The following is a 16256-nucleotide window of genomic DNA, read 5'->3' on the forward strand; positions in this document are numbered from 1 at the left end:
CGGCGCGCATTCTTCTTGTAATAGAGAAAAGAGCGATATAGAATTAAAAAATAGCCCAGCGGCAACTCCGTGGCGATAACAACAGGAAGCGTGATGACCGTATTAATGGGACAGGATTTGCCGCTGGAACGACCGGATATGACCGGGCGGGCCGCATTGTTTGTGCCGACGGCATCAATCAAGGGCGATGTGCTGGAGACGGTGCGGATGGGGGCGGCGATTGTCGGTTACGGCAACCACGACCGCACCTTGACGATTTATTACGAGAGCAACCGCTTTAACGAACCGAACCTGGTCAAATGGGAGCAGAAGGCGCGCAAGGCGTTTGAGCGGCTGGCGGAGAATCTGCCGACCGTGTCCAAGATGGTCAGCAAGCCGGAGAATTTTGAGCAGGTGGGCTACATCAGCAGCAAGGGCATCCTGATCCGCCGCATGGAAAAGCTGCGCAACTGGCTGGAGAAGTCCGACATGCTGGACGGCGGGCCGGAATCGGAAACCGTGGTTTTCACGCCACCGCCACCACCGAAGAAAATCGTCGAATAGCAATCTGCAATTCGCAATTCGGGGTTTGGCGTGCGCTGCGAAGCAGCAGGACGTTGTATGCTCTTGGCAAGAATTCATTCTTTCAGGAGACGATGATGATGATCCGTTATGTAGCGGTGACGTTGACGGCGCTGGCGCTGCTCGGCGGCTGCCAGAAGAAGGACGATCCGAGCGAAGCCGGCCCGGCAGAACGCGCCGGCCGCAAGCTCGATGAAGCCACCCAGCAGGCCGGCCAGAAGCTGGACAACGCCGCGCAGCAAGCCAATCAGCAACTGAGCGACGCCGCCAAGGACACCAGCCAGAAACTCGACCAGGCGGCCGACAAGGCCAGCGAGAAGCTCAACGAGGCCACCAAGGAAGCCGGCCGCAAACTCGAACGGGCCGGCGAGAAGATGCAAACCGCCGCCGACGAACGCGAGGCCAAGAAATAATCAGTGTTTTTGCGTGGCCTGCTTGATCGAGACCACATTGAGGTGCTCGTTCGGGGTGGGCGGATGGGTGTCCGGATCGCCGCCCAGCACCACGCTCAGGTCGACGAAGCCGGCGCGCCAGGCGCGTTCCAGATCGCGCTCGATCGCCTCCATCGAGGTCAGATGGAAGTTCTCGAAGCCGCGCACGCCGTAGGCGCGGTTGCGGCCGTGCGCCTTGGCCAGGTACAGCGCCATGTCGACCAGGTTGACCGCGCGTTCCCACACCAGCGGCACACCGTCCGGCATCAGCGGGAACGGCGAGAACCCCACCGACACATTCACGCTGATGTCATGCCCGCCGTATTGGAGCGACTGCGATGAGATGCTGGTGAGGATGCGGCGCGCCACTTCCTCCATGCCGTGGCGCGGTATCGCCGGCAGGAAGGCGAGGAATTCCTCGCCGCCCCAGCGCACGATCATGTCGGTTTCGCGCAGCGCGATGCGCAGGTTCTCGGAGATCATCTTCAGCACCGCATCGCCGGCCGCATGGCCGTAGTTGTCGTTGATATGCTTGAAGTGGTCGACGTCCAGCAGGAACAGCGCACCGACCACGTCGTCGGACCGTTCCTGGATTTTCAGGCCGCGCATGTAGTCCTGGAAGTGGCGGCGGTTGTACAGCGATGTCAGTGGGTCGAGCGTGGACTGCGCCTTGAGCTCCAGGTTCTTCACTTCCAGCTGGGCGTTGGTGTGCCGCACCTTGCGGTACAACAGGCCGACCACCGCCGCCGCCAGCGCAAACACCAATGCCAGCAGCCACCAAACGCGCTGTTGCAGGCGGCGGTTGTCGATCTCCGCGCCCTTGACCTGATTCTCGCGGCTCAGCAGTTCGATCTGGCGCTGCTTCTTCTCGGTTTCGTATTTCTCCTGCAGTTCCAGCATGGCCTGCTGGCGGCGCTTTTCAAACAGCTCGTTGGAGATGTTGCGTTCGCGGTGATAGGCGGACAGCGAGCCGGCCAGGTCGCCGGCGCGTTCCAGCGCTTCGCCATATTCGCGCAGCGTCGCTTGCAGATCGGGCTTGTTGTTCTCTTGTTCGAGGCGCGCCAGGCCAAGCTCGAACTGCCGCTTGCCTTCGGCTAGCCGCCCGGTGCCGAGGTAGGTCTGGCCGAGGTTGACGCGCGCGGTCGCCTCGGCGGTTTTGTCGCCGGTCTTTTGCACCGACAGCAGCGCTTCCTGCGCGTACTGCGCGGCGCGCGCAAAGTCGCGCTGCTTCAGCGAGTTATCCGACAGGTTGACCAGGGTGACGCCGACCATGCGCTCGGCCCCCAGCTTGCGTTCCAGCGCCAGGCTTTCCTCCAGCACGCGCAAGGCGCGCTTGGGCTGGCCCGAGTCGATGGCCAGGCCGTATTCGGTGTTCTTGGCCATCGCCATGCGGCCGGGCGAGTTGAGTTTTTCGGTTTCGGCCAGCAGTTCGCTCAGCGTTTCGGCCGCGTTGTCATATTCCTTCATCTGCACGTGCAGCTTGGTCAGCGCGTTGAGCGCCGCCACCAGGCTGATGGCGTCACCGGCCGGCGGGCGCGCCTGGTCCACCGCATGCTGGAGCTTGAGCAGCGCGGCCGGGAAGTTGCCCTGTTCGGCGTAGGATTGGCCGGCGGTGATGGTGGATTGGACCTTGAGTCCGATGTCGCTGGTGGTCAGCGCCAGCGTTTCGGCGTCGAACGCCAGGCGGTGCGCGGCGTCGACGTCGGCCTGCGCAAATAGCACATAAGTTTTGGCCAGCATGCCTTTGGCGATGATGGCGTTGTCGCGCAGCGATTGGCCGAGGGTGATGACCTGTTCGGCCGTCTCCATGGCTTTGTCGTTCTGGCCGAGGCGCATGCGCACGGCGCTCATCTGCGTGAGGAATTCGGCGCGGGTGCCGGGCGGCGCATTGCGCAGTTCCGGCTGCAGCTTTTGCAGCTGCTCCAGCGCCTTGTCGGGCACGAAACGACTTTGTTCGCGGATGTCGAGAATGCGGTCGTCCAGCGTGGCCGGAGTTTGCGCCCACGCCGGCGCCAGCGTCAACGCCATGGCTGCCGCCACGGCCAGCCGCTTGCTGCGCCACCCTCCACCGTTTCTTGATCCAGCCAACTTGACGCCCCCAAAACGCAACGCGATGTCTAGACAATTATAGGCGTGTTGCAGTCGAGAACGCCCTTGGGCATGCGATTTTTCCTCAAAATCGCACAGTTTTCAATGGCTTTTCAACTACATTAAGCAGCTAGTTGCTGCAAAAGGTATAGGCGTTGATACAAGCCGCCGTCGATCTGCATCAGCTGGTCGTGCGGGCCGGTTTCCGTGATGCGGCCGTGATTGAGCACAATGATGCGGTTGGCGTCGCGGATGGTGGACAGGCGGTGGGCGATGGCGATCACCGTCACCTTGCCGCGCAGTTCATCCAGCGCCACCTGCACGATCTGCTCCGTTTGCGAATCGATGTGCGAGGTGGCTTCGTCCAGCAGCAGGATGCGCGGCGCGCCGGCCAGCGCGCGGGCGATGGCGATCAGCTGCTTCTGGCCGACCGACAGGCGCGAGCCGCCTTCGCCCAGCGGCGTGTCGTAGCCCTGGTCCAGCGCTGCAATGAAGTCATGCGCGTGGGCGGCGCGGGCGGCCGCTTCGATCTGCGGCTGCGTCAGGCCGCGGCCCATGTCGATGTTTTCGCGCGCGGAGGCGGCCAGCAGGAACGGGTCTTGTGGCACCAGGCCGACGTCGGCGCGGAAGCGGTCATTGTCGATATCGTCCAGCGGCACGCCGTGCATCAGGATACTGCCGTGCGGGGCAGGGTAGAAGCGCAGCAGCAGCGACAGCAGGGTCGACTTGCCGCTGCCGGTGTGGCCGACGATGCCGACGAAATCGCCCTGCGGGATCTCCAGCGACAGGTCGTGCAGCACCGGCTGGCCGGCGTTGTAGGCGAAGTCGAGATGGCTGATGGCGACGGCCGGCGCGCTGCTGTCGTTGGCGGCGGCCTTGCCGGCGCTGGCGCGGTTGCTGGCGTGTTCCTGCGCCGCGCCTTCCTCCAGCAGCGTCGCCACGCGCGCGCTGGCCACCACCGACTGCTGCAATTGGCTGAACTGCATGGTGATCTGGATCAGCGGTTCGATCACGCGCGCCAGGTAGCTGATGAAGGCGTACAGGATGCCGACTTCGGTGGCGGTCATCTCGCGCTGGCCGAACATGAAGATCACGGCGCCCAGCAGGATGATGTTGAACATGTCCAGCGCGGGCCGCAGCAGCCAGGCGTTGGCCCGCAGTTCGGCCAGGCGCGCGGTGTAGTGGTCCTGGTTGGTCCTGGCGAAGCGCTGGCCGAAGCGCTGCTCGGCGTTGCTGGCCTGGAGCACGCTCATGCCGCCGATCGATTCGGCCATCTGGCCATTGATCTCGCTGCGCAGCGCGCGCGCGCGGGTGACGGCCGGCGCGCTCCAGCGCTGGTACAGCCAGACGATCAGCAGCACCGCAGGCAGCAGCGCCAGCACGATCAGCATCAGGCGCCAGTCGAGGAAGGCCATGGCGCAGACGGTGCCGATCAGGACGATGGTCGAGTCGAGCATCACGAACAGCACCTGGATGTAGAGACTCTTCACCGCTTCCGTATCGTTGGTGACGCGCGAGACCAGCTGGCCGGTGATGGCGCGGTCGAAGAACGCCATCGGCAGCAGCAGCACGTGGGTGTAGACCATCTGCCGCAGCCGCATCACCGAGCGCATGGCCAGGCCGGACAGGCGCACCAGCTGCAGGTAGCGCAGGCCGCTGGCGATCCAGCCGGTCAGCACCACGCCGGCCAGCAGGGCCGCCATGCGCGGCCAGTCCAGGTGATGCGGCAGCAGGTGCTCGTCGATCAGCGCCTTGCCCATGATGGGGCCCGTCACCTCCAGCAGCGCGGCGGCGACCAGCCACAAGACGGCCCAGCCGAGATGGTGCTGGTCGGGCAGGGCGGCGCGGCGCAGCAGCGACAGCGCCTGGCGCAGCTGGCCGCCCGGGTTTGCAGCTTCAGACTTCATTTCAGGCTTCATCAAGGCTGGCTTCCAATTGTTGATAGCGCCACTGGCTGGCGTACCAGCCATCCAGTGCGAGCAGCTGTTCGTGGCTGCCGGTTTCGCTGATGCGGCCATCGCGCAGCACCACAATCAGGTCGGCGCTGACCACAGAACTCAGACGGTGGCTGGCGATGATGGCGCTGCGGCCCTTGCGCGCTTGGCGCAGTTCTTCCAGATGCTGGAGGATGCGCGTTTCGGTGCCGGTATCGACGGCGGACAGCGCATCGTCGAGCAGCAGCAGATCGTTATCGGCCAACAGCGCGCGGGCGATGGCGACGCGCTGGCGCTGGCCGCCGGACAGCGTGATGCCTTTCTCGCCGACCTGCGTGTCGTAGCCGTCGGCGAACAGCAGGATGTCGTCATGGATGGCGGCGAGGTCGGCGGCGTGTTCGATCTGCGCGCGCGTGGCGTCCGGGCGGGCCAGGGCGATGTTGTCGGCGATCGAAGCGGAGAACAGGAACGACTCCTGCGGCACCCAGCTTATGGCGGCGCGCAGCGCCTGCAGCGTGTAGGCATCGAGCGCGTGGCCGCTCCACTGTGCGCTGCCGTGTTGCGGCGTAAGCTGGCGCAGCAGCACGCGCAGCAGCGTTGACTTGCCGCTGCCGGTCGGGCCGACCAGGCCGAGCGTCTGGCCGGGCTTGAGTTCCAGCGTGATGTCGCTGATGGCTTGCACGGTCTGGCCGGTGTAGGCGTAGCTGATGCCGCGCAGCGACAGCGGGCCGGCCGGCACGGTGGCCAGCGTGCCGTGATCGTCGATCGCCAGCGGCGCATCGAGCATCGGCTGCAGGCGCTGCCAGGCGGCGCGACCGCGTTCGATCAGCGACAGCACCCAGCCGGCGGCGAACATCGGCCAGATCAACTGGCCGAGGTACATGGTGAAGCTGGTCAGCGCACCGATGGTCAGCTGGTTGTGCCAGATCAGATAACCGCCCAGGCCCAGCGTCAGGCCGGTGGCGGCGGTCAGCGTCAGGCCGACGGCGGGTTCGTAGGCGGCTTCCCAGACTTGCGCGCGCAGGCTGGCGTCGGAGGCCCTGGAGGCCAGCTCGGAAAACTGGTCGGCGCTGCGCTGTTCCAGGCCGAGCGCGCGCAGCGTGCGCACGCCGGACAAGGTTTCCTGTACGTGGTCATTAAGCGCGCTGAAGCGCTTGAGCGAATCGGTGGAGGCGGTGTGGATATGGCCGGAGATGTACCAGAACGCCCAGCCCATCAGCGGGAACGGCAGCAGCGCGATGCAGGCCAGGCGCCAGTCGACGCCGAGCAGCATCACGCCGAGCACCATGACCAGCGTCAGCGCGCCGTCGAAGCCGGCCAGCATCGCTTCGCCGGCGGCCATTTCGATGGCGTCGATATCGTTGGTGGCCAGCGCCATCAGGTCGCCGGTTCGCTGGCGCTGGTAGAAGGCCGGGCCTTGCAGCGTCATGCGGGTGTAGAGGCGGGTGCGCAGCGAGACGCCGAGCTGGTAGGCGGCGCCGTACAAAATCTGGCGCCACGCCACGCGCAGGAAATAGATACCGAGGCCGATCAGCAGCAGCGAGCCGATTTCCATCAGCAGCGCGTTGCCGGATAGGGTATGGTTGGCCAGGCCGTCGATCATGGCGCCGACCTTGCGCGGCACCCACACGCTGAGGGTAGCGACGCCGGCCAGCATGATGCCGGACACAATATAGGCGCGGCTGTGCTGGCGGACAAAACCGCCGATCAGCCGGGAGAGTTTAGACATGCATGTTGCCTTGAAAAGCGTATAGCCCGCTAGGATACAACATGCACAAAAAATACCCCGGAGTTTATTTTTTGGCTTTGGGGGCGGATTTGGCAGGCTTGGTTTCCGGCGCCAGGGCAATTGGCTTTGGCGGCGGCGCCGGGAAGCTGGGCTTGACCTGGGCTTTGACTTCGATGAACTCTTGCTGCTCCGGAATCGGCGCGGCGGCGGGCTTGGCTTTGGGCGGCTTCGGCGGGGCGGCGATGGGTTCGTTGGCGGCGATGACGGCCGCGCTCACTGCCGCCGCCAGCGCCGGCGCCGCTTCGGGTATGGACTGCGGTGACGACGCTGTTGGCACGGTTGGCACTGACTGCGCCAATACGGTCGGCTTGGCCGCCGCCAGTTCGCTGGCTTGCTTGAAGCTGCTCTGGGCGCTTTTGATCAGCTCGGCCTGGGCCGCCGAGGCGATGCTGGCCAGTTCGCGGCCGTAGGCCAGCAGGCTGTCGAAGCTGCCCTGCTGCTGCGCGCTCAAGGTGAACAGTTCTTTCGGGTCTTTGACGGCCAGCCATTGCTTGGCGGCGGCCGAGGATTTTTCTACCGAGGCCTTGGTGGCGTTGAGGTTGAGGGCGATGACTTTTTCGGCGCTCTCGACCGCCGCGCTGGCGAGGGTGTTGAAGATCTGGAATTGCGCTTCTAGTTGCGATTTCGTGGCTGCGGAAAACTGTTCGGTGATCGAGGACATGGTTTCTCCTGAAATTATGATGCAACGCAATAAGCCCATTCTAACGACGATTTTTGGCGATGGAAAGTTATTTTTTCTACCATGTGCATGCAGGAAATATATAAGCCTTAGTGCAATGCAACAATTGCTGTATTTTGTTGAATATGTCTACAATGGTTTTACTTAAAATCAATGGGAGCGCAGATGGATGTCGTGATACGCAACGCCAATCTGGCCGATGGCCAGCAGGGTGTCGATGTGGCCATCGAGCAGGGCCGCATCGTCGCGGTCGGACCGCGTCTGGCAGTGCAGGCTGGGCGGGAGGTTGACGCCGACGGTGATCTGCTGAGCACGCCGTTTGTGGATGCGCACTTTCATATGGACGCCACGCTCAGCTACGGGCTGCCGCGCGTCAATGCGTCCGGTACGCTGCTGGAGGGCATCGCGCTGTGGGGCGAGCTGAAGCCGCACCTGACCCAGCAGGCGCTGATCGAGCGCGCCTTGCAATATTGCGACTGGGCGGTGGCGCGCGGCCTGCTGGCGATCCGTTCCCACGTCGATATCTGCGACGACCGCCTGCTGGCGGTGGAGGCGCTGCTGGAGGTCAAGCGCCGCGTGGCGCCGTATCTGGATTTGCAGCTGGTGGCGTTCCCGCAGGACGGCGTGCTGCGGGCGCCGAATGCGCTGATCAACCTGAAGCGCGCGATCGGCATGGGCTTCGATGTGGTGGGCGGTATTCCCCATTTCGAGCGCACCATGGCCGATGGCGCCGAGTCGGTGCGCATTCTGTGCGAGTACGCCGCCGACCAGGGCTTGATGGTGGATATGCATTGCGATGAGTCGGACGATCCGATGTCGCGTCATATCGAGACGCTGGCCTATCAGAGCAACCGCCTCGGCCTGCACGGCCGCGTCACCGGCTCGCACCTGACGTCGATGCATTCGATGGACAATTACTACGTCAGCAAGCTGCTGCCGCTGATGCGCGAAGCCGGCGTCAATGCCATCGCCAATCCGCTGATCAATATCACGCTGCAGGGCCGTCACGATAGCTATCCGAAGCGGCGCGGCATGACGCGGGTGCCGGAGCTGCTGGCGGCCGGCATCCCGGTCGCCTTCGGCCACGATTGCGTGATGGACCCGTGGTACAGCCTGGGCTCGGGCGATATGCTGGAGGTGGCGCATATGGGCCTGCACGTGGCGCAGATGACCGGTCAGGAGGCGATGCGCGATTGCTTCCGCGCCGTCACCAGCACGCCAGCCGCCATCCTCGGGCTGCAAGGCTACGGCGTGGCGCCCGGTTGCCACGCCGATCTGGTGCTGCTGGACGCGGCCGACCCGGTGGAGGCGATCCGCCTGCGCGCCGCGCGCCGCATGGTGATGCGTCGAGGCAAAATTATTGCCGAGTCGCCACGCGCGCATGCGCGGCTGAGCTTGCCGGGCCGGCCGGACAGTGTGAATTTCCGCCTGAACCGCTAGGATGCGGGCTGGACTTGAGGGCGGAAATCCATGACAATTGAACACGGTTTAATGCGCCTGGAGCTGCCTTGAAAGAAATCGCCATCCGCCCCGCCACGGAAGCCGACTTCGGCGCCATGTGGGACATATTTCAGGAACTGATCGCCAGCGGCGACACCTATTATTTTGCCGCCGATACCAGTCGCGAGGATTGCCATGCCTACTGGTTCGGTCCCGGCCTGCAGAGTTATGTGGCCATCCACAACGGCGAGCGGCTGGTCGGCATGTATCGCTTGATGCCCAACCAGCGCGACCGCGGCGCCCATGTGGCCAATGCCTCGTTCATGGTCAGCCCGGCGGCGCAGGGCGTCGGCGTCGGCAAGCTGCTGGGCGCCGATTGCCTGGAACGCGCCCGCGCCGAAGGCTATCTGGCGATGCAGTTCAATTACGTGGTCAGCTCGAATATGCCGGCGGTGCTGCTGTGGAAGAAGCTGGGCTTTTCCATTGTCGGCACCTTGCCGCGCGCATACCGCCACCAGTATCTCGGCTTTGTCGATGTGTACGTCATGTACCAGTTGCTGGAGGATCCGTCGCACTGGCCGGACGCATGAAGATCCTCGACACCGAACGCCTGCGCCTGCGCACCATCACGCCCGACGACGCGGCGTTCTATTATGCGCTGGTCAACGATCCGAGCTGGATCGAACATATCGGCGACAAGGGCATCCGCAGCGTGGAGGGGGCGCGCATCGCCATCATCGACGGGCCGTGCGCGATGCAGCAGCGCCTTGGGCATTCGCTGTATGTGATGGAGCGCAAGAGCGACGGCCAGGCGCTCGGCTTGTGCGGACTGATCAAGCGCGACAGCCTGCCGGATGTCGATATCGGCTACGCCATCCGGCCGGCCTATTTTGGCCAGGGCTATACCTATGAAGCGGCGTCGGCAGTGGTGGCGTATGCGCGCGATGTGCTGGGCCTGAAGCGGCTGATGGGCATCACCAATCCGCACAACACGGTGTCGATCAATCTGCTGGCCAAGCTGGGCCTGACGTTTATTGAACACAAAGCGCTGCCGCCCGATAATCGTCCTACCAACATTTACCAGCTCGCGCTGGCCTAGCGTGGTGATTTGATAGATTTTTTCGGCGCGATATAGCAAGATGGATGCCGGGCACTGACGATTGCCTGTTCCCCAAACAACGGAACCAATTAAGCACAGCAAGCTTGTCTGAATTGAATTCTTGAAAGGGGCAGTCATGAAACTCGCCAATCTGAAGATCGGTGTGCGTCTGGGCCTGTTGGGGGCGTTCTTCTTCCTGGCGCTGGCGATCGTCGCGCTGGCCGGCTGGCGCGCCCTGGACAGCAGTAACACGCGCAGCGCGCAAGCGCTGGCGCGCTCGGTGGCGCTGAGCCAGGCCATCGACACCGCGCGCAGCGCGCAGGTGGAATTCAAAATCCAGGTCCAGGAATGGAAGAACATCCTGGTGCGCGGCAATGATCCCGCCCAACTCGACAAATACAGCAAGGCCTTCGTCAAGGGCGGCGAGAGCACGCGCGGCGAGCTGCAAAAGCTCGATGGCCTGCTTGGCAAGCTGGACCTTAAAACGCCGCTGGTGGGGGAGGCGATGCAAACCCAGAACGAACTGGTGGCGCGCTACCTGGAGGCGTTGAAAAAATACGACTCGGCCAATCCCGACAGCGCGCACGTGGTGGACAAACTGGTCAAAGGCATGGACCGCGAGCCGACCAAGAAAATCGATGACATCGTCGCTTTCATCGGCAAGGAGTCGGGACGGCTGATCGCGGCGATCGAGGAGGAAAGCAGCGCCGCTTACCGGCAGACGCTGGTCACCATGGGCGTCACGCTGCTGGTGACGGTGGTGGTGGGCGTGTTGACGGTGACGTCGCTGATCCGCAGCATCACGCGGCCGCTGGACGCCGCCGTCAGCGTGGCGCAAACGGTGGCCGCCGGCGATCTGCGCAGCGAGGTGACGGTCAACAGTACCGATGAAATCGGCGATCTGCTGGGCGCGCTGAAGACGATGCAGCATAACCTGAGCGCCATCGTCGGCCAGGTGCGCACGGGAACGGAGACCATCCACGGCGCCTCGGTCGAGATTGCGGCGGGTAATCTGGACCTGTCGGGCCGCACCGAGGAGCAGGCCAGTGCGCTGGAGGAGACGGCGGCGGCCATGGTGGAACTGACCGCCACCGTCAAGCAGAACAATGAGAACGCGGCCGAGGCCTGCCGTCTGGCCGACACTGCCCGCGATGTGGCGGCGCGCGGCGGCAATGCGGTGGCGCAGATGGTGCGCACCATGGGCGAGATCAACGACAGTTCGCGCCAGATTGCCGACATCATCGGCGTGATCGACGGCATTGCGTTCCAGACCAATATCCTGGCGCTGAACGCGGCGGTGGAGGCCGCGCGCGCCGGCGAGCAGGGGCGCGGCTTTGCGGTGGTGGCGTCGGAAGTGCGGACGCTGGCGCAACGCTCGGCGGCGGCGGCGCGTGAGATCAAGGAGCTGATCGGCACCTCGGTCGGCCGGGTGGAGGCGGGCAGCCGGCTGGTCGGCCAGGCCGGCGAGACGATGAGCGAGGTGGAGGCCAGCGTGCAGCGCGTCACCGCCATCATCGGCGACATTTCGGCGGCCAGCGGCGAGCAGCGCGACGGCATCGAGCAGATCAGCATGGCCATCAACCAGATGGACAGCGTGACGCAGCAGAACGCGGCGCTGGTGGAGGAGGCCGCCGCAGCCGCCGAGTCGCTGGAGCAGCAGGCGGCCAGGCTGTCGGAGGCGGTCAGCATCTTCAAGCTGCACGGGCCGGCGGGCGCGGCGCCGTTGGCGCGCCGCCGCCCCTTGCAGCTGGCTGGCTGAAAATTGCCACACGCCGTTTGATGCGCCTCAAGCGGGCGGCTGAACGGCTCATCGGGCGCGGCCTGATCCACTATCATTCCCTCTTCCGCACTGCAGCCGACGAAGAGGGACAGCATGAACAGCATATGGCCGGTAGCGGCCGGCGTTGCGCCATGTTTGCTGGCGCTGGCGGCCGGTCAATGGCAGGCGCGCGGCCTGCGCGCGCGCTGCGCCCAGTTGCAGGCGGCGCTGGTGGCGCAGCGCGACAATGAGATGCGGCTGGATTTCATTGCACATCACGACAGCCTGACCGGCCTGCCCAATCGCTTGCAGTTCCAGATGCAGCTGGAGCACGGCGTGGCGTATGCACGCCGCCACGAGAGTTTGCTGGCGGTGCTGTTTGTCGATATCGACCGCTTTAAAACCATTAACGACACGCTGGGGCACGACGCCGGCGACCAGGTGCTGGTGCAGTTTGCCCAGCGCCTGCGCCAGTGCGTGCGCGAGGTCGATACGGTGGCGCGCCAGGGCGGCGACGAGTTCATCGTGCTGCTGACGGAGCTGCACAACGGCGCCGATGCGCAGCAGGTGGCGGAGAAGATCATGAACACCATCGCCGAGCCGTTTATGGTCAATGGCGACCTGCTGGACGTGGCGGCCAGCATCGGCGTGGCGGTGTATCCGGATGACGATGAGGATATCGAAACGCTGATCGAGAAGGCGGATCTGGCGATGTATGCGGCCAAGCAGCGCGGCAAGGGCGCCAGTCTGCGCTTCCTGCCCAGCATGCAGGCCAAGGCGTATTCGCGGCTGATCCTGGAGACGGCGCTGCGTCACGCGCTGGACCACGATGAGTTCATTCTGACCTATCAACCCAAGCTGGACCTGAAGCGGCAGCAGATCACCGGCGTCAAGGCGCTGCTGCGCTGGAAGCATCCGGAGCTGGGCGTGGTGATGCCGCTGGATTTTCTGCCGGTGCTGGAGCAGAGTGCGCTGATCATGCCGGTCGGGGCATGGGTGATGGCGACTGCGGCGGAGCAGGCGCGCCACTGGCTGGAGCAGGGCATGGCGCTGACGGTGGCGGTGCACCTGTCGCCGCGGCAGTTCTTCCACAAGGATATCGTGCCGAGTTTTGCGGCGATACTGGAGAAGGCCGGGGTGCCGGGGCGCTGCATCGAGCTGGAGATCACCGAGGCGATGCTGATCGATAAAAACCAGAACGCGGAGGAGATCGTACAGCAGCTCAAGCAGCTGGGCGTGCGGATTGCAATCAGCGATTTCGGCACCGGCTACGCGTCGCTGAATTATCTGCGGCGTTTCCCGGTGGATGTGGTGAAGATCGACAAGTCGTTCGTCGACGATCTGGCGCGCGGCGGGGCGATGGTGCGGGCGATTATCGAGATGGCGCATACGCTCGGCATGCAGGTGATTGCGGCGGGCGTCGAGACCCCGGATCAGCTGGCGCAGTTGCAGCAGATGGCGTGCGATGAGGCGTTTGGCTTCTGCATCAGCGCGGCGGTGTCGGCGGATGAGGTGGAGTTGCTGCTGGCGGGCGGCCAGCAGCAGGTGGCGGCGCTTACTTCTTGATTTTAGCTGTCGGCATAATGCGCACGGCGTCGATGTCGAACTTGTTGGATGGTCCCCGGACGCCACCTGCATCGCTGTAGGTGGCGTTGTTCTTCATGTAGCTCATGTTGTAGAAGTCTTCCAGTTGCAGCGTGTAGCTGCCGGGCTTTAACGCGGCGCGCAGTGGCGTCGAGTATTTGGCGCCTTCATTGGCCGGGGAGTGCGGCAGCTGCACCACGCTACCGGCGATGGTGGCGCCGCTACCGTCTTTCAGCGAGGCCCATTTGACGCCGCCACTGATGCCCAGGTTGATCTGGTGCGCAGTGTTGCGGTATTTGATCTGCAGCGCGTAGTCGCCTGCGCTGTCTACCTTGAAGGCTTGCGCGAAGGTGTCCGACGGCGCGCCCCAGGCGGCGCGGGAGACGGCGATTTCCTGGCCGTTGTTCAGGCAGGCGGGCATGCTGTGGTGGCTGCGGTTGCCGGAGCGCGTGTACACGGCTTCCACCGCGTAGCAGGCATTGCCTTCCTTGCCGGCGTGGCGGTCGGACCACATGTTGGCGCTGATGCGCGGGCCGACCAACTGGCCGTTGCGGTAGATGTTGTAGACGATTGCGTCTCCCGCCGCCTTGTCACCCGCGCCGCCAATCACACCGCCATCGATGTGCAACGTCGGAAAGCCGTAGGCGCCGCGTTCCAATTTGGCGATGCGCGGTTCGGCCGGCGCGTAGACTGCAGCGTCCTGCACCAGCGGCCCGGCGGTCACGCTGCGCTTGGTCTGCTGGCCCGGCAGCAGTTTGCCGAGTCGGATCTCGATGCTGTTGTCATCGCCCAGCGCATCCCACGCCAGCGCCGCGCTGGCAGGCTTGCCGTTCAGCGTGATGGCGGCAACCTCGTAGTAACCTTCGCCCGTGACGGTGGCCGGTAGCTGCACGCGCACGGCGATGCGCTTGCCGCGCAGCGTCAGCTGATTCAGCGCGATTGCGTCGCTGCCGGCAAACGTCTCGCGCCGCAGCCGCGCTGTGATGAACGGCCGCACGGCGATGCCGTCATTGGTGGTCTGTACGCCAAACACGCTGCCCACCACCATGCCCAGGTAGCCGCCGACAGACCACAGCTGGCGGCGCGAGTTGACCACCGGGCCACTCAATTTACCGTCGTCCAGCATCGGCTGGCCGGACAGCCACTCCAGGTTCTCCATATTGGACAAGTTGGTGGCGGCCCCGCGCATCAGGGTGGCGTAGGCGGCATCGGCCACGGCGACGTTGCCGCCTATGGCTGCCGCCTTCAGGCCGTACGCGGTGACGAACGGCCACATGGCGCGGTTGTGGTAGACGGCGGTATTGGCCTGCTGCGGCCAGATCACCGGCGCGCCGAGCGGGCCGTGCGGATAGTGGGCGAGGATGCTGGCGGCCTGCCGCTGGTCGGCGATGCCGGTGATGATGGCCAGCGCTTGTCCCAGCCATTCATATTTATAAAGCGCTGCGCCGTCGAAGTGGCCGGCGGTGACGCTGCTGTACATGCCGCTGTCGGCCTGCCAGAAGCGCTGGTTGATGGCGGTCTTCAGCGCGGCGGCCCAGCCGCTGTAACGTGCGGCGGTGGCGGCGTCGCCTTGTTCGCTGGCCAGTTGCGCGGCCAGCGTCAGCGCCTTGTAGTGGGCGGCGTTGGTGGACAGCGCCTTGGAGGTGGCCATGTACGACAGTTCGTTCGGCAGCCAGGCGGCGTAGCTTTGTTCGCGCCAGTCGAGGAAGGATTCTTCGCCGTTGTACAAGCCGTCGGCGGCGTCCCAGATGGCGATGCGGTCGTTGTCCAGCGTGTTGCGCAGCGCGTGCAGCGCTTGCTGCGCGAAGGCCTGGCGTTCGGCCGGCGGCAGGGCTTTCAAGGCTTCGTCGGCGCCGAAGGCCCAGCTGACGCGGTCGGTGCTGACCGGCCAGCTGCCGCCGCTGCCGGTGTCCTGCACGATCTGGTAGCCGTCGCCGGCGGCGTGCGCGCCGGCCGTGACGCCGTCGCGGTAGCCGGCCAGCTTGAACGCCAGCGAGTTGCGGGTGCGCTGCGGGTCGAGCATGCCGAGGCCCAGCGCGGCGGCGTAGGACAGGTCGCGGGTCCACACGTAGTGCCACAGCTCGCCGGTTTCAAAGCAGTCGCAGGGGATGGCGTCGCCCCCGTTGTAGCTGCCGTCGCGGATTTCGCTGACGGAGTCGAGCTTCATCTCGGCGCCTGCCAGCGCAAACAGGGCGTCGAAGGCGAGGTCGCCGCTGCGGACGGTCGGCAGGGCAGCGCTCTCGGCGTAGCTGATTGCCTGTTTGCCGCCTTCGCGCACCGTCATGGTGGTCGATTGGGTGTAGCTGCGCAGCGCGGCACCGGCGTCCGGCGTGGCGTAACGCACGGTTTCCTGTTTGCCATCCCAGGTCGGATAGCTGGCCGTGGCGGTGGCGTCGGCGGCTTGGGCAATGGCGGCGGTGAGCGCGGGCAGGGATAGCAGCAGCGCGGTGATGGGCTTCATTGATTGTTCTCCGTAGTCGTACTACATGCCCGTATTTTTTGCCCGACTGGGCTTAGGCTATTGATTTTTCGAAAGAATACTCTTAAAAGTCGCCGCCATCAAACGCGGCTGGCTGACTTAAATTGAGTTCAAATACAGCTTGCACCGTTTTTCGCCGTCGCTCGCGCCGGTCGGCGCAGGAAAACTGGCATTCACTTACAGAAAATGCCGGTTTTTGCCGATAAACTGTAGTTCTACTACATCGTGGTCAATCAAATCCTGTAGCCGAAATACAACGCCTACCCCGATATCGTAGGGCGAGCCTTGATATCCGGGGCTGGTATTACGTAGTGGCCGGGAAGTTTGATTGACACCGAATCTAGTTTTAGTACAAAATTCTTTCCAGAACGTCTTTAGAACGTTGCAATTCCTTGGATCCCGTGGTTGCTGCA

At 64.4% G+C, this 16256-nt stretch carries 12 protein-coding genes; 7 read left to right on the forward strand and 5 right to left on the reverse strand.

Translation table 11 applies throughout. The features are described from left to right. Positions 1-93: 93 nt before the first annotated feature. Both GTP55_RS10655 and GTP55_RS10660 read left to right on the forward strand, forming a co-directional pair. Entirely contained in the window at positions 94-543 is a 450-nt protein-coding gene (locus GTP55_RS10655) for a hypothetical protein (RefSeq protein WP_161044898.1), read from the forward strand. Positions 544-638: 95 nt separating this feature from the next. Then, entirely contained in the window at positions 639-974 is a 336-nt protein-coding gene (locus GTP55_RS10660; RefSeq protein WP_229257861.1) for an apolipophorin, read from the forward strand. Here the strand turns inward: GTP55_RS10660 and GTP55_RS10665 are convergent, their stop codons facing one another. From GTP55_RS10665 to GTP55_RS10680, 4 genes are all read right to left on the reverse strand, one after another. Next, positions 975-3020: a tetratricopeptide repeat-containing diguanylate cyclase gene (locus tag GTP55_RS10665; RefSeq protein ID WP_161044899.1), complete on the reverse strand. Its 2046-nt coding sequence runs from the start codon at positions 3018-3020 to the stop codon at positions 975-977. A 182-nt stretch (positions 3021-3202) separates the two neighbouring features. Further along, positions 3203-4987 (reverse strand): ABC transporter ATP-binding protein, encoded by a 1785-nt coding sequence (locus GTP55_RS10670; RefSeq protein ID WP_161044900.1) that lies wholly within the window; start codon positions 4985-4987, stop codon positions 3203-3205. A 1-nt stretch (position 4988) separates the two neighbouring features. After that, positions 4989-6743: an ABC transporter transmembrane domain-containing protein gene (locus GTP55_RS10675; protein ID WP_161044901.1), complete on the reverse strand. Its 1755-nt coding sequence runs from the start codon at positions 6741-6743 to the stop codon at positions 4989-4991. Between the two features lie 64 nt (positions 6744-6807). After that, complete coding sequence (locus GTP55_RS10680; protein ID WP_161044902.1) at positions 6808-7464, reverse strand: phasin family protein; 657 nt, start codon at positions 7462-7464, stop codon at positions 6808-6810. Positions 7465-7647: 183 nt separating this feature from the next. On the opposite strand from GTP55_RS10680, the gene GTP55_RS10685 reads away from it, so the two are divergent. From GTP55_RS10685 to GTP55_RS10705, 5 genes are all read left to right on the forward strand, one after another. After that, positions 7648-8922, forward strand: coding sequence for an amidohydrolase family protein (locus tag GTP55_RS10685; RefSeq protein WP_161044903.1), 1275 nt, complete (start codon positions 7648-7650; stop codon positions 8920-8922). Between the two features lie 68 nt (positions 8923-8990). Further along, a complete protein-coding gene (locus GTP55_RS10690; protein WP_161044904.1) occupies positions 8991-9512 on the forward strand; it encodes a GNAT family N-acetyltransferase in 522 nt (173 codons plus the stop codon). After that, positions 9509-10021, forward strand: a complete 513-nt coding sequence (locus tag GTP55_RS10695) for a GNAT family N-acetyltransferase (RefSeq protein WP_161044905.1) — start codon at positions 9509-9511, stop codon at positions 10019-10021. The genes GTP55_RS10690 and GTP55_RS10695 overlap by 4 nt, the downstream gene beginning before the upstream one ends. 136 nt (positions 10022-10157) lie before the next feature. After that, on the forward strand, positions 10158-11780 hold the full coding sequence (locus GTP55_RS10700) for a methyl-accepting chemotaxis protein (RefSeq protein ID WP_161044906.1): 1623 nt from the start codon (positions 10158-10160) through the stop codon (positions 11778-11780). A 114-nt stretch (positions 11781-11894) separates the two neighbouring features. Next, positions 11895-13346 carry a putative bifunctional diguanylate cyclase/phosphodiesterase gene (locus GTP55_RS10705; RefSeq protein ID WP_161044907.1) on the forward strand — a complete coding sequence of 484 codons (1452 nt, stop codon included), beginning with the start codon at positions 11895-11897 and terminating at the stop codon, positions 13344-13346. Here GTP55_RS10705 and GTP55_RS10710 read toward each other — a convergent pair. Next, positions 13336-15825, reverse strand: coding sequence for an alpha-L-rhamnosidase-related protein (locus GTP55_RS10710; protein ID WP_161044908.1), 2490 nt, complete (start codon positions 15823-15825; stop codon positions 13336-13338). The two genes, GTP55_RS10705 and GTP55_RS10710, sit on opposite strands and share 11 nt — an antisense overlap. Between the last annotated feature and the right edge of the window lie 431 nt (positions 15826-16256).

It is taken from the genome of Duganella margarita (assembly GCF_009857535.1).
GTDB lineage: Bacteria > Pseudomonadota > Gammaproteobacteria > Burkholderiales > Burkholderiaceae_D > Rugamonas > Rugamonas margarita.

Coding starts and splice junctions, on each gene's coding strand:
- GTP55_RS10695 (WP_161044905.1), top strand. CDS start 9,509: ATGAAGATCCTCGACACCGAACGCCTGCGCCTGCGCACCATCACGCCC.
- GTP55_RS10705 (WP_161044907.1), top strand. CDS start 11,895: ATGAACAGCATATGGCCGGTAGCGGCCGGCGTTGCGCCATGTTTGCTG.
- GTP55_RS10660 (WP_229257861.1), top strand. CDS start 639: ATGATGATCCGTTATGTAGCGGTGACGTTGACGGCGCTGGCGCTGCTC.
- GTP55_RS10685 (WP_161044903.1), top strand. CDS start 7,648: ATGGATGTCGTGATACGCAACGCCAATCTGGCCGATGGCCAGCAGGGT.
- GTP55_RS10670 (WP_161044900.1), bottom strand. CDS start 4,987: ATGAAGTCTGAAGCTGCAAACCCGGGCGGCCAGCTGCGCCAGGCGCTG.
- GTP55_RS10675 (WP_161044901.1), bottom strand. CDS start 6,743: ATGTCTAAACTCTCCCGGCTGATCGGCGGTTTTGTCCGCCAGCACAGC.
- GTP55_RS10665 (WP_161044899.1), bottom strand. CDS start 3,020: ATGGCGTTGACGCTGGCGCCGGCGTGGGCGCAAACTCCGGCCACGCTG.
- GTP55_RS10710 (WP_161044908.1), bottom strand. CDS start 15,825: ATGAAGCCCATCACCGCGCTGCTGCTATCCCTGCCCGCGCTCACCGCC.
- GTP55_RS10655 (WP_161044898.1), top strand. CDS start 94: ATGACCGTATTAATGGGACAGGATTTGCCGCTGGAACGACCGGATATG.
- GTP55_RS10680 (WP_161044902.1), bottom strand. CDS start 7,464: ATGTCCTCGATCACCGAACAGTTTTCCGCAGCCACGAAATCGCAACTA.
- GTP55_RS10700 (WP_161044906.1), top strand. CDS start 10,158: ATGAAACTCGCCAATCTGAAGATCGGTGTGCGTCTGGGCCTGTTGGGG.